This is a genomic window from Streptomyces sp. NPDC085481, assembly GCF_044541845.1.
Taxonomy (GTDB): domain Bacteria; phylum Actinomycetota; class Actinomycetes; order Streptomycetales; family Streptomycetaceae; genus Streptomyces.
Window position 1 is genome coordinate 92,527 of sequence record NZ_JBITTJ010000017.1, and the last position, 25,837, is coordinate 118,363.

Sequence of the window (25,837 nt, forward strand, 5' to 3'; positions counted from 1 at the left end):
GGGATCCCGGATCAGCGTCGACGCACGTCACGAGGCGGGGGCAGAACACACCCATGGCACAGGGCACGGTCCAGGTGACGCACACCGGAACGTCGCGATGGCGGCGCCGCACGGGCGAGTACGCCTCCCTCGCCGCCGCCCTGGAGGCCGCGGGAGACGGCGACGTCCTCACCGTCGCCCCCGGCACCTACCGCGAGAACCTCGTGATCCAGCGGGCCGTCACCCTGCGGGGCGGCGACGGCGCCATCGGCTCGGTGCGGATCGCCCCCGCCGACGGCGTACCGCTGACCGTACGGGCCTCCGCCACCCTCCAGGACCTGCACATCGAGGGGCAGGACGCGGCCGCCCCCGCACTGCTCGTCGAGGACGGCACCCCCGAGCTGCTCGACCTGCGGATCGCGACCCGCTCAGCCGCCGGCATCGAGGTCCGCGGCGCGGCCCGGCCCACCGCCCGCCGCTGCACTGTCGACAACCCGGCCGGCGTCGGCATCGCCGTACTCGACGGCGCCGGCGGGGTGTTCGAGGAGTGCGAGATCGTCTCCGCGGGCCAGTCCGGCGTCTCCGTTCGCGGCGGCGCCCACCCCCGGCTCGAACGCTGCCGGATCCACCACGCCTCCGGCGCGGGCATCGCCGTCAACGGCGAGGGCAGCGGCCTGGAGGCGGTCGGCTGCGAGGTGTACGAGATCAAGGGCACCGGCCTGCAGATCGCCGACCGCGCCACCGCCCACCTCGCCGACTCCACCGTGCACCGCACCTCCGCCGACGGCATCACCCTCGACACCGACGCCGTACTCACCCTCTCCGACTGCGACATCCACGACATCCCCGAGAACGCCGTCGACCTGCGCTCCCGCTCGGTCCTCACGCTGACCCGCTCCACGGTCCGGCGCTTCGGCCGCAACGGCCTGTCCGTCTGGGACCCAGGGACCCGAGTCGACGCCAACCAGTGCGAGATCCACGACAGTACGGGCGACTACCCGGCCGTCTGGGTCAGCGACGGCGCCACCGCCGTCCTCGACTCCTGCCGCGTGCACGACGTGCCCGACGCCCTGTTCGTCCTCGACCGCGGCTCGCGCGCCGACGTCGTCGACAGCGACCTGTCCCAGGTCCGCAACACGGCCGTCTCCGTGAGCGACGGCGCCACCGCCCAGCTCGACGACTGCCGCATCCGGGAGGCCTCCACCGGCGCGTGGTTCCGCGACCACGGCAGCGGCGGCACCCTCGGCGGCTGCACCATCGACGCCGTACAGACCGGCGTCATCGTCACCAAGGGCGCCGACCCCACCATCGAACGCTGCACCGTCACCTCCCCCGCCGAGGCCGGGTTCTACGTCTCCGCCGAGGGCCGCGGCTCCTTCCACGACTGCCGGGTCACCGGCAGCGGTGGCTACGGCTTCCACGTCATGGACGGCTGCCGCACCACCCTGCGCAAGTGCCGTACGGAGCGCTGCGCGCGCGGCGGTTACGAGTTCCCCGAGGAGGGGCCGGTCGCCGAGGACTGCACCAGCGACGAGAGCCAGCTGCGCACCGCGCCGGAGGCCGGCGACGTGCTGACGGCGACCCGCTCCGGCGGCCTGCTCGGCACCGTCCCCGCCCCCCGCGCCCACGCCGCCGCTCCCCCGGCCGCGCCCGCACCCGAACCTGCCACCGCCCGCCCCTCGCAGGAGGTGCTCGGCGAACTCGACGCCCTGGTCGGCCTGGAGAGCGTCAAACACGAGGTGCGCACCCTCACCAACATGATCGAGGTGGGCCGCAAGCGCCAGGAGGCGGGCCTGAAGGCGGTGTCCGCACGCCGCCACCTCGTCTTCACCGGCAACCCCGGCACGGGCAAGACCACGGTCGCCCGGCTCTACGGCGAGATCCTCGCGTCCCTCGGTGTCCTGGAGCGCGGCCATCTGGTGGAGGTGTCCCGGGTCGACCTGGTAGGCGAGCACATCGGCTCGACCGCCATCCGCACCCAGGAGGCCTTCGACCGGGCCCGCGGCGGCGTGCTCTTCGTCGACGAGGCGTACGCCCTGTCCCCCGAGGACTCGGGGCGGGACTTCGGCCGCGAGGCGATCGACACCCTGGTGAAGCTCATGGAGGACCACCGGGACGCGGTCGTGGTGATCGTCGCCGGGTACACGGCGGAGATGGAGCGCTTCCTCACCGTCAACCCCGGTGTGGCGTCCCGTTTCTCACGGACCATCACCTTCGGCGACTACGAGCCGGAGGAGCTGCTGCGGATCGTCGGGCAGCAGGCCGAGGAGCACGAGTACCGGCTCGCCGACGGCACCGGCGAGGCGCTGGTGAAGTACTTCACGGCGCTGCCCAAGGGCCCCACCTTCGGCAACGGCCGTACCGCGCGCCAGACGTTCGAGTCGATGGTGGAGCGGCACGCGGGCCGGGTCGCCGCGCTCGCGGAGACGAGCACGGACGACCTGACCCTGCTCTACCCGGAGGACCTGCCCGAACTTCCCTGACCCGCCGGCCTGTTGCCGCGCTGCCGGGGCAGCGCGGGCGGCAGCCGGTCCAGGAGCGCGGAGCGGGCCGTGGCGAAGGCCGGGTCGGCCTGGTAGTCGGAGTGGCCCAGGATCGGCTCGGGCAACGGGTGCTCGCGGGTGCGCCCGTACGCCACGGGGTCGAGGAGCACCGGGTGGTCGGCGGCCGGCCGGCCGGCCTCCGCCGCGACGCGCACGGGCCCGCCGATGGGGTCGGTGGCCCGGTGGAGGTTGCTCCAGCAGTGCACCGTGCGGTTCAGGCCGCGCAGTGCCTCGGGGCCGAAGTAGGCGGGGAACCAGCGGCCGTAGAGGCGTTCCAGCGGGGAGCCGTACGTGAGGAGGGCGACCCGGCCGCGGGTTGCGGGCGGCAGCTGCCAGACGGCTGCGGCCGCGAGGACGCTGCCCTGGGAGTGGCCCGAGATCACCAGCCGGCCGCCGGTGCCGCGGGTCCAGGAGCTCATCCGCCAGGTGAGGTCGGGCACGGCCCGTTCGGCGTAGCAGGGCGGTGCGAAGGGGTGGGCGGCGCGCGGCCAGAAGGTGCCGACGTCCCACAGGATGCCGATGGTGCGGCGCGCCGAGGGGTCCTTGTAGGCGCGGCGGCCCCAGGTGACGAAGAGCAGGAAGCCGAAGCCGATCATCCAGGAGCCGAGCGCCTGGGCGGCGGTGGCGGTGGACGCGATCGCCGGGTGGGCGCCGTCGAAGGCGCGCCCCGGCACGTTGCCGCTGGCCCAGGCCCCGGCGACGGAGGCGGCGCCGAGGAGCAGGGTGGCACCCGAGATGACGCCGACGAGCAGGGGCGCGGAGTCGGTGAGCCCGGCGCGGGCCCGGCCGGCGGCGATCTGGCCGGTGCGGACGGGGTCGGGGTCCCCGGCGCCGTAGTCCGCCTCCACGTCGGCCCGCAGGCGGCGGGAGGCGAGCGCGGTGCGGGCGACGAGCAGGGCGCCGGGGAGGAGGAGCAGCAGGAGCAGTACGGGGATGACGGAGGCCTGCCAGCTGAGCAGCACGGGCGGTCCGATGATGAGCCCCTCGCCGGTGCCGGGGGTGCCGGGGCCGTCGAGCCAGTCGGCGACCCGCTGGGCCACGCCGCCGGACATGACCCCCCCGAGGGCGCAGGCCAGCATGGCGACGGCGGGCCCGCCGAGCCCGTACAGGGCGGTGCGCGGGTCGCGGTGTGGCCGGTGGAGCAGCAGGGCGACCACGCCGAGGGCGACGACGAGTCCGCCCTGGGCGAGGGTGAGGGTGCCGAAGAGGGCGTCGCCGGGCAGGGTGCCTGCGGAGGCCCAGCCGGGGCGGGACCAGCCGGTGTGCAGGGCGGTCAGGGCGAGGAGGAGCAGGGAGGTGGCGGGCAGCCAGGAGACGAGGGCGCGTTCGATCCTGAGGTCGAGCCGGTACTCGCTGCGGCCGCGGCGGCAGACCACGACCACGACGACGACCGCGAGGACCGTGATCGCGCCCTGCACGACCCAGCCGAGCGCCTCGCGCAGCGAGCCGTCGGGCGCCCGGTCATCGTGCCCCGCGGCGGCCGTGGCGAGGGCGGCGGCGACGGTGAGGAATCCCGCGGCGGTGTGCGCGGCGCGCAGCCGGGCGACGAGCCGGCGGCCGTACCAGAAGCCGGGCCGGCCGAGCGCGGGCCGCAGCTCGGTGGCGGGGGCGGCGTCGGCGGCCTCGGTGTCGGTGGCTTCGGTGTCGGCTGCGTCCGCCGCGGGGGCGGGTGCGGGCTCCATCTCGTAACCCGTGGGCGGGCGCTGGGCCTCGTACGCGCTCCAGGTCCGGTTGGACAGGTACCAGAGCAGCCCGACGAGGGCCGTGGGGACGACGGCCGCGAGGGCCAGGCGGCGTCCGGGCTGCGACCACCAGCCGCCCCGCTCGGCGGAGAGGAAGCCCAGCCAGGAGCGCTGCCCGGCGCAGGGAGCCGAGCCGGCGCACTGCCAGGCCGTCAGGTCGAGCGCGACCTCGCAGGCGGCCGCCGTGAGCAGGACCGTGAGGGTGAGCGCGACGAGCCGGACGATGACGCCGTACAGCCGTACGAGCCGGGCGCGGCCCTGGGCGGGCGGGCGCATCCAGTGGGCGAGGTTGGCGACCATGAACGGCAGGAGCAGCAGCCACAGGGCGCGGGCACCGTTGCCGGAGGTGAGGTTGGACCAGCAGTACGCCTCGGGGACGGGTCGCTCCGCGTACCGCTCGGGGTGTTCCTCGGCGTCGACGTCGTCCCTGCGGCGGTGCATCGCGGCGGTCCGGTCGCCGGTGACCCGTACCGTGCGCGGGTCGTCCAGCATGTCGGCCGCGGTGGCTCCGCCCACGCCGTGGACGAGCAGTTCGAGCGCCGCACCCCCGCTCTTCGGGTCGGGTGTGGCAGGGGACACTTCGGTGACTCGCTCTCTGAGTGGGAGGATTCGACGGCAGGCACCAGGATCGCGGACGGGCGTGCCCCACGGCACGGCCCTCACGGAATCCGACACCCCTTCTCCTCTTTTCCCCTTTTCCTCTTCCCCTGTCCCCTTCGGAAAGGACCGGCCCCGGCGGTGAGTGACAATCAGAACCTCCTCGCGGAACAGCGGCGCGCCCTGATTCTCGACGAGGTGCGGCGGCGCGGAGGCGTACGGGTCAACGAGCTGACCCGCCGTCTCAACGTCTCCGACATGACGGTCCGCCGGGACCTGGACGCGCTGGCCCGGCAGGGGGTGGTGGCGAAGGTGCACGGCGGCGCGGTGCCGGTGGTCGAGGCGAGCACGCATGAACCCGGGTTCGAGGCGAAGTCGTCGCTCGAACTCGGCGCCAAGGAGGAGATCGCCCGCGCGGCCGCCGGCATGGTGCGGCCGGGCACGGCGATCGCCCTTTCGGGTGGTACGACGACGTACGCGCTGGCGCGCCATCTCCTCGACGTGCCTGACCTGACGGTGGTGACGAACTCGGTGCGCGTCGCGGACGTCTTCTACGAGGCGCAGTACGCGGGCTCCGGCGGGGAGGCCCGGCCGGGTGCGGCGACGGTGGTGCTCACGGGCGGGGTGCGCACTCCGTCGGACGCGCTGGTGGGCCCGGTGGCCGACCAGGCGATCCGCTCGCTCCACTTCGACGCGCTGTTCCTCGGGGTGCACGGCATCTCGGTGGAGGCCGGTCTTTCGACGCCGAACCTGGCGGAGGCCGAGACCAACCGGCGGCTCGTGCGCTCCGCCCGGCGGGTGGTGGTCGTCGCGGACCACACCAAGTGGGGGACGGTGGGTCTGAGTTCCTTCGCGACGCTGGACGAGGTGGACGCCCTGGTGACGGACCGGGGGCTGACGGCGCGGGTGCGCGAGGAGATGGCGGAGCATCTGCCGGGTCTTGTGGTGGCCGGCGAGGAGGGGCCGGAGGGCGCTGAGGGACCGGAGGGCACGGATGGGTCTGAGGCCACGGAGGGGCTGGAGGGCACCGGCGAGGGCGCAAGGAGCGTGGAGGAGCCGGAGTGAGCCGGTTCCGGATCGAGCGGACCGTGCCGCTGCCGCCGGCCGAGGTGTGGCGGCGGCTCACGGACTGGCCGGCGCACGGCGCGCAGGTCCCGCTCACTCGCACCAGGGTCCTTGACCCCGGCCCGAACGCGGTCGGCACCCGGTTCACGGCGCGGACCGGACTGGGACGGTTCGCCTTCGACGACCCGATGGAGGTCGCGGTCTTCGACCCGCCGGCCGAGGGCCGGGCGGGGGTGTGCCGGCTGGTGAAGCTCGGGCGGGCGGTTCGGGGTTCGGCCGTGTTCGAGGTGTTCCCCGACGGGTCCGGGACCCGGGTGGTGTGGGACGAGGAGCTACGGCTCCGGGGCGTGCCGGCGGTCCTCGATCCCGTGCTGAGGGCGGTCGGGCGGGTGCTGTTCGCACGGGCGCTCGACGGACTGCTGCGTAACTGACGGTTTGTCAGCTACGGTGGAGGGCCGACGACCGCCCGACGAGAGGTACGGCCCATGGCACGCCGACTCCGGCCGGTGGAGCTCGACTTCACCGAGACCGCACCCCTGCGCCTGGTGTTCACCACCGAGGTCGCCGCCCCTCCCGCGGCGGTCTACCGGTCCCTCGCGGTGGAACTCGCCAGCACCCCGGCCTGGTTCACCGCGATCACCTCCGCGACGCCGACCGACGGCGGCGCCGGCCGGACGATACGGCTGCGCGGCGGGGTCGAGTTCCGCGAGACGATCCTCGCCACCGACCCGGCGGCGCGCTACGCCTACCGGGTCGACGAGACCAACGTGCCCGGCGTGTCCGCCCTCCTGGAGGAGTGGGCCCTCTCCCCCGCGGCAGGCGGCACCCGGGTCCGCTGGACCATGGCGCTCGACGGCAACGGAGCCTGCCGGCTCACCATGAGGCTGGCCCGGCCGGGCGTCGGCAGCTCCTTCCGGAGCGCCATGCGCAACCTGGAGCGGCGGCTCACTCCGGCCAGACACCCGTCGCCAGGAACTGCTCGATAGCGGCGCTGTACGGCGCGATGTCCAGGCCCTGCGAGGCCAGCCAGTCGTCCGAGTAGTACTTGTCGAGGTAGCGCTCGCCCCCGTCACAGATCAGGGTGACGACACTGCCGGTGCGGTGCTCGGCGACCATCTGGGCGACGATCTTGAGCGCGCTCCACAGGCCGGTGCCGGTGGAGCCGCCCGCCTTGCGGCCGATCGCGCCCTCCAGGGCGCGGACCGCGGCCACGCTCGCCGCGTCGGGCACCTTCATCATCCGGTCGACGGCGCCCGGCACGAAGCTCGGCTCCATCCGGGGCCGGCCGATGCCCTCGATGCGGGAGCCGCAGTCGGACGTGGCGTCCGGGTCGTGGTGGGTCCAGCCGTCGAAGAAGCAGGAGTTCTCGGGGTCGGCGACGCACACTCTGGTGTCGAACTGCATGTAGTGCACGAAGCGGGCGATGGTCGCCGAGGTGCCGCCGGTGCCGGCCGTGGCGACGATCCACGCGGGCTCCGGGTAGCGCTCCAGCTTCAGCTGCTGGTAGATCGACTCGGCGATGTTGTTGTTGCCGCGCCAGTCGGTGGCCCGCTCCGCGTACGTGAACTGGTCCATGTAGTGGCCACCGGTGCGCTCGGCGAGCGCGGCGGCCTCCTCGTACATCTTGCGCGAGTCGTCCACGAAGTGGCACTGCCCGCCGTGGAACTCGATCAGGCGGCACTTCTCGGGGCTCGTGGTGCGGGGCATCACGGCGATGAAGGGCACGCCGATCAGCTTGGCGAAGTACGCCTCCGAGACGGCGGTCGAACCGCTGGACGCCTCGATGACCGGGGCGCCGGGGCGGATCCAGCCGTTGCACAGGCCGTAGAGGAAGAGCGAACGGGCGAGGCGGTGCTTGAGGCTGCCGGTCGGGTGGGTCGACTCGTCCTTGAGGTAGAGGTCGATGCCCCAGCTGTCGGGGAGCGGGAAGCGCAGCAGGTGGGTGTCGGCCGAGCGGTTGGCGTCGGCGTGCACCTTGCGGACGGCCTCCTTGAGCCAGGACCGGTAGCCGGGGTCGCTGCGGTCGACGTCGACGGTGGCCATGGCGATGTTGTCGGTGCTGGTCATCCGTGCCTCTCCTCGGGATGGGTGGAGGGTTGCCCCACTCCCTCGACGATACCGCCCCCACCTGCACAAATGTTCGCTTTGAGGGCCCATAGGCGTGCCTTGCAGACGGGTGTCGCGCGGGCCTCCCGGGAGGTGTGCTGGTGCCCGTGCCGGTGGCCCGGCACACTGGGGTGAGACTGCTTGCGCGAAGGGGGCGGAGCGAGATGGCGGAACCGGAGTTCTCGGCCACGGGCGTGCGGATCGACCGCTGGCCCAGGTCGCTGACCCGCGCGGGCGAGGTCCGCATCGAGGACGGGCGGCTGTCCCTGCTGACGAGTTACGGCAGCGAGATCGACAGCGCGCCGGTCGGCAAGGTCAGGGCGGGCCGCCCATGGTTCGCGAAGCCGGACGAGACGGTCGCGACCGTCAACGGCACGCGCTACCGCCTCTCCGGCTCGGAGCGACTGCTCGAGGCGCTGAAGCGGGCGACGACACGGCCGTGACACGGGACGGCCGCGCCCCTGAACACGCGACGGCCACGCCCCTGACCGCGCGACGAGCGCGGTCCTGGCCGGGACACGGAACGGCCCTGACCTGGAGCGGGTCGCCGCGAGTTGCAGCACTGTCACCACTGGTTCACTCTGGAACCACCTCACCGAGGGTTTACCGGCGGTGACGCTGCGACCCAGCCCACCGCCGTGCCACACCGCATGCCAGATCCGAATCTCCGTCTTCTTCCGGACCTCACTTCGGGGAGTCGCAGCCGTGATCAGCGAGCCCAGCAGGTACTGCACGGTGGAGCTCCAGGCCGTGCCGTCGCGGATCGGTCAGGTCCGCAGAATCGTTTCGGCGCATCTGCGCCATTGGCAGCTCGACGCATTGATCGACCATGCCACGCTCGGTGTCACCGAGCTCCTGACCAATGTTCACCGGCACGCACAGCCGGACAAGACCTGCACCGTGGAGGTCGAGCTCCTGCTCGACCGCCTCACCGTCTCCGTCCGTGACAACGACCCCCGGATACCGGGCGTCGCCGAACCGGACGCCAAGGGCGACGAGTTCGCCACCTCGGGCCGCGGCCTGGCCATCATCGAGGCGATGAGCGAGAGCTGGGGTGTCCGCCCCCACGGCGACACCGGCAAGGCCGTCTGGTTCACCCTCCAGGCCCCGCCCTCCCCGGTCGCGATCGTCCCCCGCTCCCAGAGCGCCGTCTACGGGGCCACGACCGACGGCCCGCTCGTCACGGCGGCCACCGGAGTCCTGCGCGAGCAGGGCCTGCTCGACACGCTGGCGCGCTGAGGCCCGCTCCCGGACGGTCCGTCACGCGGTCCGGTCGCAGGGCACGTTCTCCAGGAGGACGAGCGCCGGGCAGGCCATCCGGTGCGGTACGAGGCAGTACGCCCCCCGCGCGGGCTCGGCCCCGCCACCGTTCCAGGCACGGCCGTCGGGATCCACGTACCAGCGTTGCCTGACGGGCACCGCGTGCGCGGGCAGCCGCGTATCGGGTTCGAGCAGCACGTACGCACCGTAGTAGGTGGGCCGCCGATCACAGACACGCCCGCACGACGGGCAGACCGGTGGCGCGGGCGGCGCCGGGGCATCGGCGCCCTCGTCGCGGGCCTGTGCGCGGTCGTCCTGCTCCCATGCGGGTGGGTCGGCCGGCTGACGTGGTGCGTCGTGTTCCCCCATAGGCCGAGGGTCGGCGCTGCCGGCGCCCCACGGTAGAGCGCGAACCGGGCACGGGCCACGGTGACGGACGGTGCGCCCCGCACCGTGTGCCGCCCCACGAGCCGTACCGCCATCGCCCCCGCCCCACACGTCACGGCCGGGCGACGGCTCCGGCGTGGCCCCCTCCTTCGCGCGCCGTGACGCCGTCACCCGGTCAGGCCGTCACCCGGTCAGGCCGTCACTCCGTCGCGATCGCCCGCAGCACGTCCAGGCGGGCCGCTCGGCGGGCCGGGCGCCAGGCGGCGGCGACGCCCGCGGCGAGGCCGACGAGGGCGACGGCCACGAGCTGGACCGGCGGCAGGGCGAAGGCGAACGCGCTGTCGCTCGCGCCGTCCGAGGCGCGCACCAGGACCCAGCCGAGGAAGCCGCCGAGCAGCAGCCCACCGGTCGTGCCGAACGCGGCCACGAGGACGGACTCCCAGCGGACCATGGCCCGCAGTTGGGAGCGGGTCTGGCCGACCGCGCGGAGCAGGCCGAGTTCACGGGTGCGCTCGTGGACGGCGAGGGTCAGCGTGTTGGCGATGCCGAGCAGGGCGATCAGGACCGCGAGGGCGAGCAGCGCGTAGACGAGGGTCAGCATCATGTCGATGCCGGCCGCCGACGACTCGGCGTACTCGTCGCGGGTCTGCACCTCGGGGTCGCCGTACCGCTCCGCGACCCGCTCCACGGCGGCCTTGCCCGCGTCCGCGGAGACGCCGTCCCGGAAGCCGACGGCGACCAGCCGGTCGGCGTCCTGGGTGCGGTGCGGGGCCCAGGCCTCGCGGGTGAGGACGTAGTCGCCGGCGAGTTCGGACTGTTCGTAGACGGCCTTGACGGTGAAGGTGCGCACGGTGCCGTCGGCGAAGCCCAGTCGGGCGGTGCTGCCCGGGCCGAGCCCGTACCGTTCGGCCTCGGTGGACGCGACGGCGATCCCGTCCGTCCCGAGCCCGTCGAGCGAACCCCGTACGGTGCCCAGATCGAAGCTGCGGCCGAGCGCCGCGGGGTCGGTGACGGTGAGCTCGCGGCCCCGGCCGTCCACCTCCGCGACGCCGCGACCGAGCCCGACGGCGGTCTCCACCTCGGGCAGCGCGGCGACGGCGGGGGCGAGCCGCGGGCTGATCCCGCTGCCGCCGGCGCCGAAGGACGGCGTACTGATGGCGACGTCGCCCGCGAAGGAGTGCGAGACCGTCTGGTCCATCGTCGCCTTGAGCGAGGACCCGAAGACGGTGAAGAGCGACACGACGGCCACGCCGATCATGAGCGCCGTGGCCGTGGCGGCGGTCCGCCGGGGGCTGCGCAGGGCGTTGCGGCGTGCGAGACCGCGGTTGGCGCCGCGCAGCGGGCCGCCGAGGAGCCGGATCGCGTACGAGGAGGCCACCGGCCCCAGGACGACGAACGCGGCGAGCGCGAGCACCGCCCCGGCCCCGGCCAGCCACAGGGACGGCGTGGCGAGCACGCCGACCAGCACCACGCCCACGGCCAGGGCGAGGAGCCCGGCCCCGGCGACGGTGCGGGTGCGGGAGGCGGCGGAGTCGTCGACGGCCGTCTCGCGCAGCGCGGCGAGCGGCGCGGTGCGCCCGGCGCGTACGGCGGGCAGCAGGGCCGATCCGACGCAGACGGCGAGTCCGACGGCGAACGGCACCGCCAGGGACACCCCGCTGATCACCAGGGACCCTTCGGGGAACGGGAAGCCGATCGCCGGGAAGAGGGCCTGGAGCCCGGCCGCCACGCCGATGCCGACGAGCAGTCCGGCCGCGGAGGCGAGCAGCGCGACGGCGACCGCCTCGGCGAGCGTCATGCCGACGATCTGGCGGCGGGCGGCGCCGAGGGCGCGCAGCAGGGCGTTCTCGCGGGTCCGCTGGGCGACGACGATGGCGAAGGTGTTGTGGATGGAGAAGACGGAGACGAGCAGGGCGACTCCGCTGAACACCAGGAGGAAGGTGGTGAAGAGGGTGAGGAAGCGGCCGGAGATCATCTCGTTGCTCTCGTCGGTGGCCTGCTGTCCCGTGATGGCCTCCACTCCCTGCGGGAGTACGGGGCTCAGCGCGTCGACGAGTTCCTGCTGGGACGTACCGGGTCCGGCGCGGACGAGGACGGCGGAGGCTTCGCCGGCCTTGGGGGTGAGGTACTTTTCGGCGTCGGCGCGGGTCAGGCCGGTGTAGGTGACCTGGCCCATGCCGTCCTCGCCGCCGAAGGTGGCGAGGCCGACGACGGTGACGCGTACGGGGTCGGGGGTGCGCAGGACCGTGGTGCTGCCGAGGGTGAGGTGGCCGGTCTCGGCGGCGCCGCGGTTGACGACGACCTCGCCGCTCTTCTGCGGGGCGCGGCCTTCGGCGAGCGCGTACGGATTGAGTTCTGGATCCTGGATCCAGTTTCCGGCGAGGGTGGGCGGGCCCTGGCCGCCGATGGGCCGGCCGTCGGATCCGATGAGCTGACCGGCGCCCTCGATGCGGGGGGCGGCGGCGGCGACCGCCGGGACCTGGGCGATGCGGTCGGCGAGTGCGGCGTCGACGGGGCTGCGGGTGCCCTGTGCCTCGCCGGTGACGGTCACGACGCTCGTACTGCGGACGACGGCGTCCGTGCCGCTGTTGGCGTTGCCGAACAGGGTGTCGAAGCTCGCCCGGAGGGTGTCGCCCATGACGAGGGTGCCGGTGAGGAAGGCGACGCCGAGCACGACGGCGACGAAGGTGCCCAGGAAGCGGCGCCGGTGGGTGCGGAGCGAGGCGAGACTCAGTCGGAGGGTGCTCATGTCGCCGCTCCCCTGCTGTCGAGGGATTTCATCCGATCCAGTACGAGATCGGATGTCGGATATTGGATCCGATCGACGAGACGCCCGTCCGCGAGGAACACGACCTCGTCGGCGTGGGCGGCGGCCACGGGGTCATGGGTGACCATGACGACCGTACGACCGGTCTTGCGCACGGTGTCGCCGAGCAGCCTCAGCACCTCCTCGCCTGAACGGGAGTCGAGGTTGCCGGTCGGTTCGTCGGCGAAGACGACGTCCGGACTGCCGGCGAACGCCCGGGCGACCGCGACGCGCTGCTGCTGGCCGCCGGAGAGCTCACTCGGCCGGTGACGGAGCCGGTCACGCAGCCCGACCGCGTCGATCAGGGTGTCCAGCCAGGCCCGGTCGGGGGCGCTGCCCGCGAGGTCCAGAGGCAGGGTGATGTTCTCGGCGACGGTGAGCGTCGGCAGCAGGTTGAAGGCCTGGAAGACGAAACCGACCCGCTCCCTGCGCAGCAGGGTGAGCCTGCGGTCGTCGAGCGCGGACAGGTCGGTGTCGCCGATGAGGGCCGAGCCGGAGGTGAGGGTGTCGAGTCCGGCGGCGCAGTGCATGAGGGTGGACTTGCCGGAGCCCGAGGGCCCCATGATCGCGGTGAAACGTCCGACCGGGAAGTCGACGCTCACCCCGTCCAGGGCCCTGACCTCGGTGTCTCCGCCGCCGTAGACCTTGACCGCGTCGACGACGCGGGCGGCGGCGGGCGGGCCGGATGCGGTCGTACCCGTGGCGGTGGTCATGACCGCCGCCCCTTGCCGTCTGTGTTGATACGGCCGAACTGCTCCTCGAGGACGGTCAGCCGGCGCCAGTACTCGTCCTCGTCGATCTCACCGGCCGCGAACCGGTGACCGAGCAGCGCGATCGGCGACTGCTCGTCGACCCGGGAGGCGGTGGGGCCGCCAGGCCCGCCAGGACCGCGGAAGCGGTGCCAGCCGAAGCGGCGCAGGACGGTGACGACAGTGATGATCACGGCCGCCCAGACGAGCGGGAAGAAGAGAATCCACGGGCCGGGGCCCGCGTGGGCGAGAGTGTTCATCGTGGGTCAGCTCCTCGTGGCCGTTGTTCTCGATGCGTCGAGCGTCGCTCCGAAGGGGCCCGTGCGTCGTCGTACGGCCGTTGGCTTCGCACGTACGACACAGGGAGTAGGGCGGGCGCGGGCCGTACCCCGCCCGCCTCCTCGACTCTGTACCTACTGGTATGTACAGTGAGGGCATGAGCACGAGCGCCAACGCGAGCACGCCAGAACGCCTGATCGAATCCACGCGCGAGCTGCTCTGGGAGCGCGGCTACGTCGGCACCAGCCCCAAGGCGATCCAGCAGGCCGCCGGCGCGGGCCAGGGCAGCATGTACCACCACTTCACGGGCAAGCCGGACCTCGCCCTCGCCGCCATCCGCCGCACCGCCGACGAGATGCGCGCGGTGACGGAGCAGGTGCTCGGCGCCGAGGGATCGGCGTTCGCGCGGATCGAGGCGTACCTCCTGCGCGAGCGCGACGTGCTGCGCGGTTGCCCGCTGGGACGGCTGACGATGGACCCCGACGTCATCGCGAGCGACGAGCTGCGGGCGCCGGTGGACGAGATGCTGGCCTGGCTGCGCGGCCGGCTCGCCGAGATCGTCCAGGAGGGCCTGGCCGGCGGCGAGTTCGCCGCGGGGCTGCGGCCGCAGGAGGTGGCCTCGACCGTGGTCGCGACGGTGCAGGGCGGCTACGTGCTGGCCCGGGCGTCCGGCTCCCCCGCGGCCTTCGACACGGCGGTACGCGGCCTGCTGGCACTCCTGTCCCCCGGCGCACCGGTCACGCCCGCCTCCCCCCGACCCTGAGGAGCACGTCCCATGCATGCCATGCAGTACGACATCACCCTGCCCGCGGACTACGACATGGAGATCATCCGCAAGCGGGTCGCGACCCGGGGACATCTCCTGGACGACTTCCCGGGCTTGGGCCTCAAGGCGTACCTGATGCGGGAACGGGAGGACGGCTCGCCGGTGAACCAGTACGCGCCGTTCTATCTCTGGGCCACGCCGGAGGGGATGAACTCCTTCCTCTGGGGCCCTGGTTTCCAGGGCATCGTGAACGACTTCGGCCGCCCCGTCGTACAGCACTGGACGGGCCTCGCGTACGAGGAGGGCCCGGCGGCCACGCACCCCCCGCGCGGGGCGACCCGCCGCCGAACGGCGCTGGCCCCGGATCTCTCACCCGTCGAGGCGGTGACGGAGGCGGTCACGACCCACGCCCAGGAGGCGCGTGCGGAAGGCGTGGTGGCGACGGCCCTCGCCGTCGACCCCCGCCATTGGGAGCTCCTGACCTTCACCCTGTGGGCCCACACGGAGCCCCCCGCCGAGTCCGGCGAACGCTTCCAGGTACTCCACCTCTCGGCACCGGGCCGGTCGGGGCTCGGCACGGGGCGCCTGTGGTGAGCGCGGGCGGCGGGATCCGGGTGGGGCACGACTCGTGGCCGTGCCCGACCCGTTGATCCGTTCGGGGGCCGGATGGCTCCCGGCCTTCGGTCAGTCGACCGGCACCAGCGTCAGGTACGCCATGCCGAGGACCCTTCGGTAGGCGAGCCACGAGGAGCGCTGGCGGTCGACGCGGGCGCGGGTCTCGGGGGCCAGGGAGTGGTCCGGGTGGGCGGCGAGCCAGAGTTCGGTGGCGTGGCGGTAGCCGGACTCGAACTCCTCCCACTCCTCCGCGCTCGCCGTCTCGATCCAGGCGGGGCGGAAGCCCGCCTCGATGGCGAGGTCGACGAGGGCGTCGAGCTGGAAGTGGTCGTCCACCGTGGCGCCGGGCCAGATGGTGGCGAGCTCGGCGTCGGTGGGGGTGCGCTGCCAGAAGCACTCGCCGAGGACGACACGGCCGCCGGGGCGTACGAGACCGCGCAGGGCGCGGAGAGCGCCGGCCAGGTCGTGGGGCAGGGCGGGGTCGCACAGGGCCTGGCTCGAGCCCAGGCACAGCACGGTGTCGGCGGGGCCGTGGGCGGTGTCGAGGGCCGACTCCTCGACGTACTGGACGCGTTCGGCGAGGCCGCGTTCGGCGGCGAGGCGGCGGCCGTGGGCCAGGTCGTCGGCGTTGATGTCGATGCCGGTGCCCTTGGCGCCGGGTACGGCGGCGAGGACGCGGAGCAGCAACTCGCCCCAGCCGCTGCCTATGTCGAGGACCGTGCCGGGTGAGGTGGCGGCGAGGCGGTCGACGAAGCGGGCCGCCCTGGCCTCGGAGAGGGGGCCGTGGAAGACGAGACCGCTGCCGGGGGTCGGGGGCAGGTCGGCGGCTGCGTCCGCGCCGCGTGCGGGACCCGTGCTCGTGGCGGGGTCGGTGCTGGTGTCCGTGTCGATCATGAAGCTGAGCCTAGTCGGCGTGCTCCGTGCCGACCAGGGCTTTCAGGGGGTCGTCGAGCACGGGCTGCCAGGCGAGTTCGGCGGCGCCGACCAGGCTGTTGTGGTCGAGGGTGCACGGGAGGATGGGTACGCCTCCGCTGCGACCCCACAGGCTGCGGTCGGCGACGACGGCGCGAAGGCGGCTCGGGTCGGCGTCGAGGAGTTCGCGGTGGAGCCCGCCGAGGATGATCCGGTCCGGGTTGAGGATGTTGACCAGGCCGGCGAGGCCCAGGCCCAGGCGGTCGATCAACTCCTCTGTGGCGGCGCGGACTCCGGGGTCGTCGCGGTGGTCGCGGAGCAGGTCGCGGGCCTGCTGGAGCAGGGAGACCTCGGGGCCGGGCGCGCGGCCGGCGACGGTGAGGAAGGCGAGCGGGTCGGTCTCGACGTCGAGGCAGCCGCGGGAGCCGCAGTGGCAGGGGCGGCCCTCGGGGTTGACGGTGAGGTGACCGACTTCGAGGGCGAGGCCGGAACTGCCCGTGTGCAGGCGGCCGTCGAGGACGAGGGCGCCGCCGACACCGCGGTGGCCGGTGGCGACGCAGAGCAGGTCCTTCGCGCCGCGGCCGGCGCCGTGGCGGTGTTCGGCCAGGGCCGCGAGGTTGACGTCGTTGCCGGTGAAGGCGGGACCCTCGATGCCGGCGGCGCGGATCTGTTCGGCGAAGATCTCGCGTACCGGAGCGCCGGCCGGCCAGGCGAGGTGGAGCGGGTTGAGGGCGGTGCCCTCGGGCTCGGCGACCGCGGAGGGCGCGGCGAGGCCGGCGCCGACGCAGCGGCGGCCGGTCTCGCGGAGCAGGGCTGCCCCGGCGTCGACGACGGCGCCGAGGACCTGGGCGGGGTCGGCGGAGACGGTCACGCAGCCGGGCGCGGTGGCGACGATGGTGCCGCCGAGGCCGACGAGGGCGGCGCGGAAGCCGTCGGAGTGGACCTGGGCGGCGAGGGCGACGGGGCCCTTCTCGTCCACGGCGAGGCGGTGCGAGGGCCGGCCCTGCGAGCCGGCGGCGGCGCCGGGGTTGGAGTCGACCCGGATGAGGCCGAGGGCCTCCAGCTCCGCGGCGACGGCGCCGGCGGTCGCGCGGGTCACGCCGAGCTCGGCGGTGAGCACCGCCCGCGTGGGCGCCCGGCCCGTGTGCACCAGCTCGAGTGCGGGTCCGAGCGCGCTGCGCCCCCTGTCCAGTCGGGTACGGGTCGTCGTCGCCTTGCCGTTCATGTGGGCGAGTCTCCCATGATCGCCCCCTCCGGGGTCCCCGGCACCCACCTTTGGCCGGGTCCTGCCGCCCCGCACGGGCCCGCCGCTCCCACGGCCCTGCCCGCCACCTTCCCCGCTCCCCGCCTTGAATCCAGTCCCCCGCCACCCCTATCCTGAGTTTGTGCCGCTACTAAACAAAGTCCGAACGGCCGCCACCGGGGGATTCCGCGGAGACACCGCTTCCCTCCCCCTGGCCCGCCTCCGCACCGCTCTGACCCTGTTCTTCGCCCTCGACGGCTTTCTCTTCGCCGGCTGGGTGGTCCGCATCCCGGCCATCAAGCAGCAGACCGGCGCCTCCGCCGGTGACCTCGGTCTCGCGCTGCTCGGCGTGTCCGCCGGGGCCGTCGTCACGATGACACTCACCGGCCGCCTCTGCCGGCGCTACGGCAGCCACCCCGTCACCGTCGTCACGGCCGTCCTGATGTCGGCGTCTCTCGCCCTGCCCCCGCTCACCCGCTCCCCGCTCTCCCTCGGCCTCGTCCTGCTGGTGTTCGGCGCCGCGTACGGCGGGATCAACGTCGCCATGAACAGCGCCGCCGTCGATCTCGTCGCCGCGCTCCGCAGGCCCGTCATGCCGAGCTTCCACGCCGCGTTCAGCCTCGGCGGCATGCTGGGCGCCGGGCTCGGCGGACTGGTCGCCGGCGGCGTGTCGCCGACCGCGCACCTGCTCGGGCTCACGGTGGCCGGGCTGCTCCTGACGGCCGCCGCCGGGCCCGTACTGTTGCGGCACCCATCCCCCGCCCCGCCCGAGTCGCTCCCCGCGACCCCGGCCACACCGGACACACCGGCCACACCGACCGCACCGACCGCACCGACGAAGCCCACCGGGCCGGACGCGCGGCCCGCCGGTTCACGCCGGGCCGTGCTCGTCTTCGGCGTGATCGCGCTGTGCACGGCGTACGGGGAAGGCGCGCTGGCCGACTGGGGCGCCCTGCACCTCGCGCAGGACCTCACGGCGCACCCGGGCCTGGCCGCGGCCGGGTACTCCCTCTTCGCCCTGACCATGACCGCCGGCCGGCTCTCCGGCACGGCCCTGCTCGAACGGCTCGGCCAGACCCGCACCCTGGTCGCGGGCGGGCTCACCGCCGCCGCCGGCATGCTGCTCGGGGCGCTCGCCCCGACCGTGTGGGCCGCGCTGCTCGGCTTCGCCGTCACCGGGCTCGGCCTCGCCAACATCTTCCCCGTCGCCATCGCCCGCGCGGGCGCCCTCGCCGGACCGAGCGGCGTCGCCACCGCCTCCACGCTCGGATACGGCGGCATGCTCCTCGGCCCGCCGTCCATCGGCTTCCTCGCCGACTGGTTCTCGCTGCCGGTCGCCCTCACGACGGTCGCCCTGCTCGCCGCCGGGGCCGCCGCCATGGGGTACGCGTTCCGCGACACCCGTACCCACCGGGGGAATTGAGCAGCACGACTCAGACCGTGCGCCGGCCGCGTGGTCGCCCTCTGACGTCATAATCCGTGTCATGGACACCCTGAGCATCGACGCCCACATCGACGCCCTCGACGCGGCCGGCAAGGCCCTCCTGGTCGCCGCCGCCGCGGCCGGGCCGGACGCCGAGGTCGTGACCTGCCCGGGCTGGCGGGTCCGCGACCTGCTGCGGCACACGACGATGGTGCACCGCTGGGCGACCGCCTTCGTCGCCGAGGGCCTCACCTCGTACCGCCCGGACGGCGGGGAGACCGGTCTCGACGGCGACGCGCTGCTCGCGTACGTCCGCGAGGGCCACGCCCGGCTCGTCGGCGCCCTGCGCGAGGCCCCGGCCGGCCTGGAGTGCTGGACCTTCCTGCCGGCGCCGTCGCCGCTCGCGTTCTGGGCGCGGCGGCAGGCGCACGAGACGACGGTGCACCGCGCCGACGCCGAGTCCGCGCTCGCCGCCGGTCCCGGCTCGGTGGACCCGGTGCTCGCCGCCGACGGGATCGACGAGCTCCTGCGTGCCTTCCACGGCCGCGACCGCAGCCGGGTGCGGACGCCCGAGCCGCGCACCTTGCGGGTCCGTGCCACCGACACCGGGGACGTGTGGACCGTACGGCTGTCCCGGGACGCGCCCCGTACGGAGACGACGGCGGACGGGCCGGCCGACTGCGAGCTGGCCGGGTCCGCCGGCCGGCTCTACCTGACCCTGTGGAACCGGCTTCCGTACGAGGACGAGGCGCTGGCCGTGACGGGCGACGCGTCCCTCGCCCGGCTCTGGCGGGAGAACTCCGCCGTCACCTGGTCCTGACCGGCCGGACCCGCTCAGCCCAGCCAGCCGGGGCGGACCAGGCCCGACTCGTAGGCCAGGACCACGAGCTGGGCCCGGTCGCGGGCGCCGAGCTTCACCATGGTGCGGCTCACGTGGGTCTTGGCCGTGAGCGGGCTGACGACCAGGCGGCGGGCGATCTCGTCGTTGGACAGGCCGATGCCGACGAGGGCCATCACCTCCCGTTCCCGCTCGGTGAGTTCGTCGAGCCCCCTGGCCGTGGCCGGCGGCTTGGAGCGGGCCGCGAACTCCTCGATGAGGCGGCGGGTCACCCCCGGCGAGAGCAGTGCGTCGCCGTCCACCACGGCGCGGACGGCGCGCAGGAGTTCCTCCGGTTCGGTGTCCTTGACGAGGAAGCCCGAGGCGCCGGAGCGGATGGCCTCGAAGACGTACTCGTCGAGTTCGAAGGTGGTCAGCATGACCACCCTGACCGCGCCGAGCTCCGGGTCGGCGGTGATCTGCCGGGTGGCGGCGAGGCCGTCGAGGCGGGGCATCCGGATGTCCATCAGGACGACGTCCGGGCGCAGTTCCCGCACGCGGGCGACGGCCGCCTCGCCGTCCGCGGCCTCGGCCGCCACCTCGATGTCCGGCTGGGCGTCCAGGAGCGCGCGGAAACCGGCCCGTACCAGCGACTGGTCGTCGGCGAGCAGAACACGGATCACGGGGACTCCTCGGGGCGGACGGGGAGGACGGCGTGCACCCGGAAGCCGCCGTCCGGCCGGGTGCCCGCCTCGATCGTGCCACCGAGGGCGGCGGCCCGCTCCCGCATTCCGGCCAGCCCGTTGCCGCTGCCGCCGGCGTCGCCGCCGGTGGCCGGGCCGTCGTCGTCGATCCGCAGGTCCAGGGCGGCCGGCCGGTAGCCCACGAGGATCCGGGCGGTGCGCGATCCGGAGTGGCGCACCACGTTGGTGAGCGCCTCCTGCACGATCCGGAAGGCGGCGAGCTCCGTGCCGGGCGGCAGCCGTCTGCGCCGGCCCTCGGTCTCGGTCCTTACGGTGAGGCCGGCGGCAGCGGCCTGCTCGACGAGTTCGGGGAGGCGGTCGAGGCCGGGCGCGGGGGCCCGGGGCGCGTCGCCGGGGGTACGCAGGGTGTCGAGCACCTGTCGTACCTCGCCCAGCGCCTCCTTGCTGGCCGCCTTGATGGTGGTGAGGGCGGTACGCGCCTGGCCGGGGTCGGAGTCGAGGAGGGCGAGGCCCACACCGGCCTGGACGTTGATGACGGAGAGCGAGTGGGCGAGGACGTCGTGGAGCTCGCGGGCGATCCGCAGCCGTTCCTCGTCGGCCCTGCGGCGCTCGCCCGCGGCGCGCTCGGCGCGTTCCCTGGCCCACTGCTCGCGGCGGACGCGGGCGAGTTCGGAGGCGGCGAGGATCGCGACGACGAACGCGGCGACCGGGAGCTCCTGGCCCCAGGGGGCGGGGCCGTCGCCGTCGGGCGGCAGATAGCGGTACAGCCAGTGCGCGAGGAGCAGATGGCCGGCCCAGAGCAGGCCGAGCGCCCACCACGTGGCGCGGCGGTGGCCGTGGACGACGGCGGCGAAGCAGGCGACGGCGACGGTCACGAAGACGGGGCCGTACGGAAATCCCGCCGCCAGGTACGCCAGGGTCAGCGCCGACACGCCGAACACCACCGGGACGGGGTGGCGGTGGCGTAGCAGGAGCAGGGCCGCGCCGAGCAGGAGCAGGGTGCGGCCGAGGGCGTCGAGGGCGAGGCGGTCGGGCTGGTTCCGGGCGGCGAAGCCCGTACCGACCACGACGAAGACGGCGACGAGCAGCGTGGAGCGCCAGGGCAGCCCGGCACCGGGCTCACGCGCGGCCCACCCCCACGGCCCGCCGTGACCGGCGCCACCACGGAAGGGCCCCCGGCGCCAGGGCCCTCGGTCGCCCGGCGGTCCTTCGTGGCCGGGGGCCGGTGTCCTGGTCGCCTGTTCGTCCATGCCGCCACGCTAGACGGGGCCGGGGTGCCGGGGCGTCAGCCGGGCGGGGTGATCACCCGTACTCCCCGGGGAGTACGGGTGTGGCGACGGCGTGCGGAGACGGAGCGCGCAGGCTACTGCGCGGGCCGAGGCGGAGACGACGCGGTGCCGACGTGGAGCCGACGCGGGGGCCGGCCGTCCCTCGCCTGTCACGGCTTCCGGAGGAGTCCGACCTCGCGGCCGAGGCGTTCGGCGGCGGTGGCGAAGAAGGCGTCGCGGTCCTCGACGACGTTGTTGAACTGGCCGAAGACCTCGAAGGAGATCAGCCCGAAGAGCTGGGCCCAGGCGAAGACGAGGGCGGTGGCGAGGGCCGGCGGCAGGTCGGGGGCGAGGTCGGCGGCGAGGCGCTCCGACTCGGGGTGCAGGCTCGCCGGGAGCGGCGGCGGGGCCACGCCTTTGTCGTTGTAGGCGGCGCGGGCGATGGACACGAGGAGGAGCCCGGCGCGGGAGGCGGGGACGATCGTGTCCTGGGGGGCGGTGTAGCCGGGCACCGGGGAGCCGTAGATGAGGGCGTACTCGTGGGGGTGCTCGACGGCCCAGCCGCGGATGGCGCGACAGACGGCGGTCCATCGTGCCAGGTGGTCGCCGGGTGCGGCGGACCCGGTGGCGGCGTGGGCCCGTTCGGCGGCGGCGCCGACCGCGTCGTAGGCGTCGATGATGAGCGCGGTCAGGAGGTCGTCGCGGCTGGGGAAGTAGCGGTAGAGCGCGGAGGAGACCATGCCGAGCTCGCGGGCGACGGCGCGCAGCGAGAGCTTGGCGGCGCCTTCGGCGGCGAGCTGGCGCCGGGCCTCGTCCTTGATGGCGGCGGTGATCTCGATCCGGGCGCGGGCGCGGGCTCCTTGAACGGTGGTCATGAAGAGCAGTCTGCCATGTTTCGGAGCAGCGCACTGAAACGAGAGCGGTGCTCTTGCTTGTGAGCACCGACCCATGCACACTGATCTCAAGCGAGAGCAGTGCTCACACTTTGGGGCGGTGCTCACACATCCCCGTTCAGGAGGCCCCGATGTCCGCCCAGCCCGCACAGCCCGGCCAGCCCGCTCAGCCCGCCGCCCACGTCATGAAGCCCGGCTGGTTCACGATCAACGTCGTCAACCGCGCCGTCGCCTGGGTGACCCGCCGCGGCATCAGCGTCTGGGGCTCCCGCGTCCTCGCCGTACGGGGCCGCAAGAGCGGCGAATGGCGCCGCACCCCCGTCAACCTCCTGACGGTGGACAGCGCCCAGTACCTGGTGGCCCCTCGCGGCCACGTCCAGTGGACGCACAACATGCGGGCGGCCGGCGGGGGCGAGCTGCACCTCGGCAAGCACGTACAGCCGTTCACCGCCGTCGAGATCGCGGACGACGACAAGCCCGCGCTGCTGCGCGCCTACCTCAAGCGCTGGAAGGCCGAGGTGGGGATCTTCTTCGACGGTGTCGGGCCGGACTCCACGGACGAAGAGCTGCGCGCCGTCGCGCCCAAGCACCCCGTCTTCCGCATCACCCACGCGTGAGGGCGGCGCGGACCCCGTCCGCGCCGCCCTCACCCACCGGGTCGCTCCCGGCCCGGAAAGCCCAGGGCCTCAGAAGGCCCCGGGCCTCGGAAAGCCTCGTGCCTCACATACCCGAGCCTCAGGAAGCCTCGGGCACCTGCGGCTCGGCCGCGTCCCCGCCGGCACCGCCCGCAGCCTCGTCCTTGCGCGGTGCCACCCCCCGCCCCGCCTGACCCACGCCCGTCGAGGTGTCGATCCGGCGGTCTAGCAGGTCGAGCGCGCGGTGCGCGAAGCCGTTGCCGCGGACCAGGCCGGCCAGAGTGGTCGAGCCGCGCGTGATGTCGGTGAACGCGTTCCACGCGGGGCGCAGGCCCGTGATCGTCGCGTGCAGCAGCCCCGGCCGCCGCTCGAAGATCGCCAGCATCCGCCGGCCCACGGCCATCTCGACACCGAGCCCGGCCTTGATGGCGAAGGCGTAGTTGAGCGCCTGCCGGCGCGCGTCCACCGCGTCGCCCGCCTCCGCGATCCGTACCGCCCATTCGCCGGCGAGCCGCCCCGAGCGCAGCGCGAAGGAGATGCCCTCGCGCGTCCACGGCTCAAGGAGACCGGCCGCGTCGCCGCAGACGAGGACCCGGCCGCGGGAGAGCGGCGAGTCGTCCGTGCGGCAGCGGGTCAGATGGCCGGAGGAGATGGCCGGTTCGAAGCCCGCGAGGCCGAGCCGGGCGATGAAGTCCTCCAGATAGCGCTTGGTGGCCGCGCCCTCGCCGCGGGCCGAGATGACACCGACGGTCAGGGTGTCGCCCTTGGGGAAGACCCAGCCGTAACTGCCCGGCAGCGGTCCCCAGTCGATGAGGACGCGCCCCTTCCAGTCCTCGGCCACCGACGGCGGGACCGGGATCTCCGCCTCCAGGCCGAGGTCGACCTGGCCGAGCTTCACGCCGACATGCGCCCCTATGCGGCTGGCGCTGCCGTCGGCGCCGACGACGGCGCGGGCGAGGATCGTCTCGCCGTCGGCGAGGACGACGGCGACGGTACGCCGGTCCGGGACGGCCGGACCGTGCTGCTCGACGCGGCTGACGGTGGCTCCGGTGCGCAACTCGGCGCCCGCCTTCTGGGCGTGCTCGACGAGCTGGGCGTCGAACTCGGGCCGGTTGATCAGCCCGAACAGCATGCGGCGCGAGCGGCGGGTGCGCGCGAAGCGGCCGTCGAGGGAGAACGTAACCGCGTTCACCCGGTCCTGCAGGGGCAGTTCGAAGCCGGGCGGCAGCGCGTCGCGCGACGGGCCGATGATGCCGCCGCCGCAGGTCTTGTAGCGGGGCAGCTCGGCCTTCTCCAGGAGCAGCACCCGGCGTCCGGCGACGGCCGCCGCGTACGCCGCGGAGGCTCCGGCGGGTCCGGCGCCCACCACGACCACGTCCCAGACGGTCGGGTCCCCCTCCGGGCCCCCCGCCTCCGCTCCAGCCTCTGCCGCTCCGGCGTCTGCGTTCTCGCTGCTCACGATGTGCTTCTGCTCCTGATCCGACCGGTGGTTCCTGCTCCGCACGATCTTACGGCCCGGTAGCCGGGCCCGGCCGAGCCGCCCCGTACCGCCCGCGCCGTAGGATCGGCGATGTGTTCGCCGTACAACCGAACTACGGCCGAGCACGACATCTGACACCCGTCACAACGTCGCACCCACGAGGAGCGTGCCCATGACCGCGAATCCGATCGCCGAGACCGTCGCATCCCTGATGCCCCGCGCGAAGGCGGAGCTGACGGAGCTGGTGGCCTTCCAGTCGGTCGCGGACGAGGCCGTCGCCCCGCGCAGCGAGTGCGAGGCCGCCGCGCACTGGGTGGCGGGCGCCCTGCGCTCCGAGGGCTTCCAGGACGTGGCGCTGCTCGACACCCCGGACGGCTCGCAGTCGGTGTACGGCGTGCTGCCCGGCCCGGCCGGCGCCCCGACCGTGCTGCTGTACGCGCACTACGACGTGCAGCCGATGCTGGTCGAGTCGGCGTGGCTGACCCCGCCGTTCGAGCTGACCGAGCGTGAGGACGGCCGCTGGTACGGGCGCGGCGCGGCCGACTGCAAGGGCGGCTTCGTCATGCACCTGCTCGCGCTGCGCGCCCTGAAGGCCAACGGCGGCGTGCCCGTCACGGTCAAGGTGATCGTGGAGGGCTCGGAGGAGCAGGGCACGGGCGGTCTCGAGCGGTACGCGGAGGCCCACCCCGAGCTGCTGACGGCGGACGCGATCGTCATCGGCGACGCGGGCAACTTCCGGGTCGGCCTGCCGACGGTGACGGCGACCCTGCGGGGCATGACGATGATCCGGGTCACGATCGACACGCTGCAGGGCAACCTGCACTCGGGTCAGTTCGGCGGGGCCGCGCCGGACGCGCTGGCCGCGCTGATCCGCGTCCTGGACTCGCTGCGGGACGAGGACGGTTCGACGGTCATCGACGGGCTGCCGGCGGACGCCGTGTGGGAGGGCCTGCAGTACCCGGAGGCCGACTTCCGCAAGGACGCGAAGGTCCTGGACGGTGTGGACCTGCCGGGCCGCGGCTCGGTGGCCGACCGGATCTGGGCGCGGCCCGCCGTGACGGTCATCGGCATCGACGCCCACCCGGTGGCGGGTGCCACGCCGTCGATCCCGTCGACGGCCCGCGCGCAGATCAGCCTGCGGGTGCCGCCCGGCCAGGACGCGGCGAAGGCGACGGAGCTGCTCTTCGCGCACATCGAGAAGCACACGCCGTGGAACGCGCGGGTGAGCCTGGAGCAGGTCGGCCAGGGCCAGGCGTTCCAGGCGGACACGTCGAGCCCGGCGTACACGTCGATGGCGGAGGCGATGCGGATCGCGTACCCGGGCGAGGAGATGCAGACGGCCGGCATGGGCGGCTCCATCCCGCTGTGCAACACGCTGGCCGCGCTGTACCCGGAGTCGGAGATCCTGCTGATCGGTCTGAGCGAGCCGGAGGCGCAGATCCACGCGGTGAACGAGTCGGTGTCGCCGCAGGAGCTGGAGCGCCTTTCGGTGGCGGAGGCCCACTTCCTGCTGAACTACGCGGCCTCCAAGCAGGGTTGATCCGGGCGTCACGCTCTGGGCGGAACTC

At 74.0% G+C, this 25,837-nt stretch carries 24 protein-coding genes; 12 read left to right on the forward strand and 12 right to left on the reverse strand.

Annotated features, from left to right (window positions below):
• Positions 1 to 53: 53 nt before the first annotated feature.
• Positions 54 to 2,462 (forward strand): right-handed parallel beta-helix repeat-containing protein, encoded by a 2,409-nt coding sequence (locus ACIGEZ_RS29685; RefSeq protein ID WP_399837037.1) that lies wholly within the window; start codon positions 54 to 56, stop codon positions 2,460 to 2,462.
• On the opposite strand, the gene ACIGEZ_RS29690 is transcribed toward ACIGEZ_RS29685, so the two are convergent.
• Positions 2,432 to 4,843 (reverse strand): hypothetical protein, encoded by a 2,412-nt coding sequence (locus ACIGEZ_RS29690; protein WP_399837040.1) that lies wholly within the window; start codon positions 4,841 to 4,843, stop codon positions 2,432 to 2,434. The genes ACIGEZ_RS29685 and ACIGEZ_RS29690 overlap by 31 nt on opposite strands.
• A 159-nt stretch (positions 4,844 to 5,002) precedes the next feature.
• Here ACIGEZ_RS29690 and ACIGEZ_RS29695 point away from each other — a divergent pair, with 159 nt between their 5' ends.
• From ACIGEZ_RS29695 to ACIGEZ_RS29705, 3 genes are read left to right on the forward strand one after another with little or no spacing between them, the layout of a single operon-like run.
• A complete protein-coding gene (locus ACIGEZ_RS29695) occupies positions 5,003 to 5,926 on the forward strand; it encodes a DeoR/GlpR family DNA-binding transcription regulator (protein ID WP_399837043.1) in 924 nt (307 codons plus the stop codon).
• Positions 5,923 to 6,357, forward strand: a complete 435-nt coding sequence (locus ACIGEZ_RS29700) for an SRPBCC family protein (RefSeq protein WP_399837046.1) — start codon at positions 5,923 to 5,925, stop codon at positions 6,355 to 6,357. The genes ACIGEZ_RS29695 and ACIGEZ_RS29700 overlap by 4 nt, the downstream gene beginning before the upstream one ends.
• A 54-nt stretch (positions 6,358 to 6,411) precedes the next feature.
• A complete protein-coding gene (locus tag ACIGEZ_RS29705; RefSeq protein WP_399837049.1) occupies positions 6,412 to 6,912 on the forward strand; it encodes an SRPBCC family protein in 501 nt (166 codons plus the stop codon).
• Here ACIGEZ_RS29705 and ACIGEZ_RS29710 read toward each other — a convergent pair.
• A complete protein-coding gene (locus ACIGEZ_RS29710) occupies positions 6,872 to 7,993 on the reverse strand; it encodes a PLP-dependent cysteine synthase family protein (RefSeq protein WP_399837052.1) in 1,122 nt (373 codons plus the stop codon). The genes ACIGEZ_RS29705 and ACIGEZ_RS29710 overlap by 41 nt on opposite strands.
• A 203-nt stretch (positions 7,994 to 8,196) precedes the next feature.
• Here ACIGEZ_RS29710 and ACIGEZ_RS29715 point away from each other — a divergent pair, with 203 nt between their 5' ends.
• Both ACIGEZ_RS29715 and ACIGEZ_RS29720 read left to right on the forward strand, forming a co-directional pair.
• A complete protein-coding gene (locus ACIGEZ_RS29715; protein ID WP_399837053.1) occupies positions 8,197 to 8,475 on the forward strand; it encodes a hypothetical protein in 279 nt (92 codons plus the stop codon).
• Positions 8,476 to 8,737: 262 nt separating this feature from the next.
• Entirely contained in the window at positions 8,738 to 9,271 is a 534-nt protein-coding gene (locus ACIGEZ_RS29720) for an ATP-binding protein (RefSeq protein WP_399837056.1), read from the forward strand.
• 21 nt (positions 9,272 to 9,292) lie between these two features.
• Here ACIGEZ_RS29720 and ACIGEZ_RS29725 read toward each other — a convergent pair whose 3' ends face one another.
• The 4 genes from ACIGEZ_RS29725 to ACIGEZ_RS29740 form a co-directional block, all read right to left on the reverse strand.
• A complete protein-coding gene (locus tag ACIGEZ_RS29725) occupies positions 9,293 to 9,661 on the reverse strand; it encodes a DUF6083 domain-containing protein (RefSeq protein ID WP_399837058.1) in 369 nt (122 codons plus the stop codon).
• A gap of 217 nt (positions 9,662 to 9,878) precedes the next feature.
• Positions 9,879 to 12,428, reverse strand: a complete 2,550-nt coding sequence (locus tag ACIGEZ_RS29730; RefSeq protein WP_399837061.1) for an FtsX-like permease family protein — start codon at positions 12,426 to 12,428, stop codon at positions 9,879 to 9,881.
• A complete protein-coding gene (locus ACIGEZ_RS29735) occupies positions 12,425 to 13,198 on the reverse strand; it encodes an ABC transporter ATP-binding protein (RefSeq protein ID WP_399837063.1) in 774 nt (257 codons plus the stop codon). The genes ACIGEZ_RS29730 and ACIGEZ_RS29735 overlap by 4 nt, the downstream gene beginning before the upstream one ends.
• Positions 13,195 to 13,494 (reverse strand): SHOCT domain-containing protein, encoded by a 300-nt coding sequence (locus tag ACIGEZ_RS29740; RefSeq protein WP_399837066.1) that lies wholly within the window; start codon positions 13,492 to 13,494, stop codon positions 13,195 to 13,197. Before ACIGEZ_RS29740 ends, ACIGEZ_RS29735 begins: the two co-directional genes overlap by 4 nt.
• Positions 13,495 to 13,655: 161 nt before the next feature.
• Here ACIGEZ_RS29740 and ACIGEZ_RS29745 point away from each other — a divergent pair, with 161 nt between their 5' ends.
• Together ACIGEZ_RS29745 and ACIGEZ_RS29750 are read left to right on the forward strand one after the other, a co-directional pair.
• Positions 13,656 to 14,276 (forward strand): TetR/AcrR family transcriptional regulator, encoded by a 621-nt coding sequence (locus ACIGEZ_RS29745; protein ID WP_399837069.1) that lies wholly within the window; start codon positions 13,656 to 13,658, stop codon positions 14,274 to 14,276.
• 12 nt (positions 14,277 to 14,288) lie between these two features.
• Positions 14,289 to 14,873 (forward strand): DUF4865 family protein, encoded by a 585-nt coding sequence (locus ACIGEZ_RS29750; protein WP_399837072.1) that lies wholly within the window; start codon positions 14,289 to 14,291, stop codon positions 14,871 to 14,873.
• A gap of 90 nt (positions 14,874 to 14,963) precedes the next feature.
• On the opposite strand, the gene ACIGEZ_RS29755 is transcribed toward ACIGEZ_RS29750, so the two are convergent.
• The gene (locus tag ACIGEZ_RS29755) at positions 14,964 to 15,788 is read right to left on the reverse strand and encodes an SAM-dependent methyltransferase (protein ID WP_399837075.1); all 825 of its coding nucleotides are present in this window, start codon (positions 15,786 to 15,788) and stop codon (positions 14,964 to 14,966) included.
• 10 nt (positions 15,789 to 15,798) lie between these two features.
• Positions 15,799 to 17,031, reverse strand: a complete 1,233-nt coding sequence (locus ACIGEZ_RS29760; protein ID WP_399837077.1) for an ROK family protein — start codon at positions 17,029 to 17,031, stop codon at positions 15,799 to 15,801.
• A 160-nt stretch (positions 17,032 to 17,191) separates the two neighbouring features.
• Here ACIGEZ_RS29760 and ACIGEZ_RS29765 point away from each other — a divergent pair, with 160 nt between their 5' ends.
• Complete coding sequence (locus ACIGEZ_RS29765; RefSeq protein ID WP_399837080.1) at positions 17,192 to 18,472, forward strand: MFS transporter; 1,281 nt, start codon at positions 17,192 to 17,194, stop codon at positions 18,470 to 18,472.
• A 70-nt stretch (positions 18,473 to 18,542) separates the two neighbouring features.
• Positions 18,543 to 19,292: a maleylpyruvate isomerase family mycothiol-dependent enzyme gene (locus tag ACIGEZ_RS29770; RefSeq protein WP_399837196.1), complete on the forward strand. Its 750-nt coding sequence runs from the start codon at positions 18,543 to 18,545 to the stop codon at positions 19,290 to 19,292.
• 14 nt (positions 19,293 to 19,306) lie between these two features.
• On the opposite strand, the gene ACIGEZ_RS29775 is transcribed toward ACIGEZ_RS29770, so the two are convergent.
• The 3 genes from ACIGEZ_RS29775 to ACIGEZ_RS29785 all read right to left on the reverse strand — a co-directional run bounded on the left by ACIGEZ_RS29775 (position 19,307) and on the right by ACIGEZ_RS29785 (position 22,136).
• Positions 19,307 to 19,972 (reverse strand): response regulator, encoded by a 666-nt coding sequence (locus ACIGEZ_RS29775; RefSeq protein ID WP_399837083.1) that lies wholly within the window; start codon positions 19,970 to 19,972, stop codon positions 19,307 to 19,309.
• Entirely contained in the window at positions 19,969 to 21,243 is a 1,275-nt protein-coding gene (locus ACIGEZ_RS29780) for a sensor histidine kinase (protein WP_399837085.1), read from the reverse strand. Before ACIGEZ_RS29780 ends, ACIGEZ_RS29775 begins: the two co-directional genes overlap by 4 nt.
• Positions 21,244 to 21,431: 188 nt before the next feature.
• Complete coding sequence (locus ACIGEZ_RS29785) at positions 21,432 to 22,136, reverse strand: TetR/AcrR family transcriptional regulator (RefSeq protein WP_399837088.1); 705 nt, start codon at positions 22,134 to 22,136, stop codon at positions 21,432 to 21,434.
• 149 nt (positions 22,137 to 22,285) lie between these two features.
• Between ACIGEZ_RS29785 and ACIGEZ_RS29790 the strand changes: the two genes are divergently transcribed.
• Positions 22,286 to 22,771 (forward strand): nitroreductase family deazaflavin-dependent oxidoreductase, encoded by a 486-nt coding sequence (locus tag ACIGEZ_RS29790; protein WP_399837090.1) that lies wholly within the window; start codon positions 22,286 to 22,288, stop codon positions 22,769 to 22,771.
• 118 nt (positions 22,772 to 22,889) lie between these two features.
• Here the strand turns inward: ACIGEZ_RS29790 and ACIGEZ_RS29795 are convergent, their stop codons facing one another.
• Complete coding sequence (locus ACIGEZ_RS29795; protein WP_399837092.1) at positions 22,890 to 24,248, reverse strand: geranylgeranyl reductase family protein; 1,359 nt, start codon at positions 24,246 to 24,248, stop codon at positions 22,890 to 22,892.
• 193 nt (positions 24,249 to 24,441) lie between these two features.
• On the opposite strand from ACIGEZ_RS29795, the gene ACIGEZ_RS29800 reads away from it, so the two are divergent.
• Positions 24,442 to 25,809 carry a dipeptidase gene (locus ACIGEZ_RS29800; protein ID WP_399837095.1) on the forward strand — a complete coding sequence of 456 codons (1,368 nt, stop codon included), beginning with the start codon at positions 24,442 to 24,444 and terminating at the stop codon, positions 25,807 to 25,809.
• Positions 25,810 to 25,837: the final 28 nt, after the last annotated feature.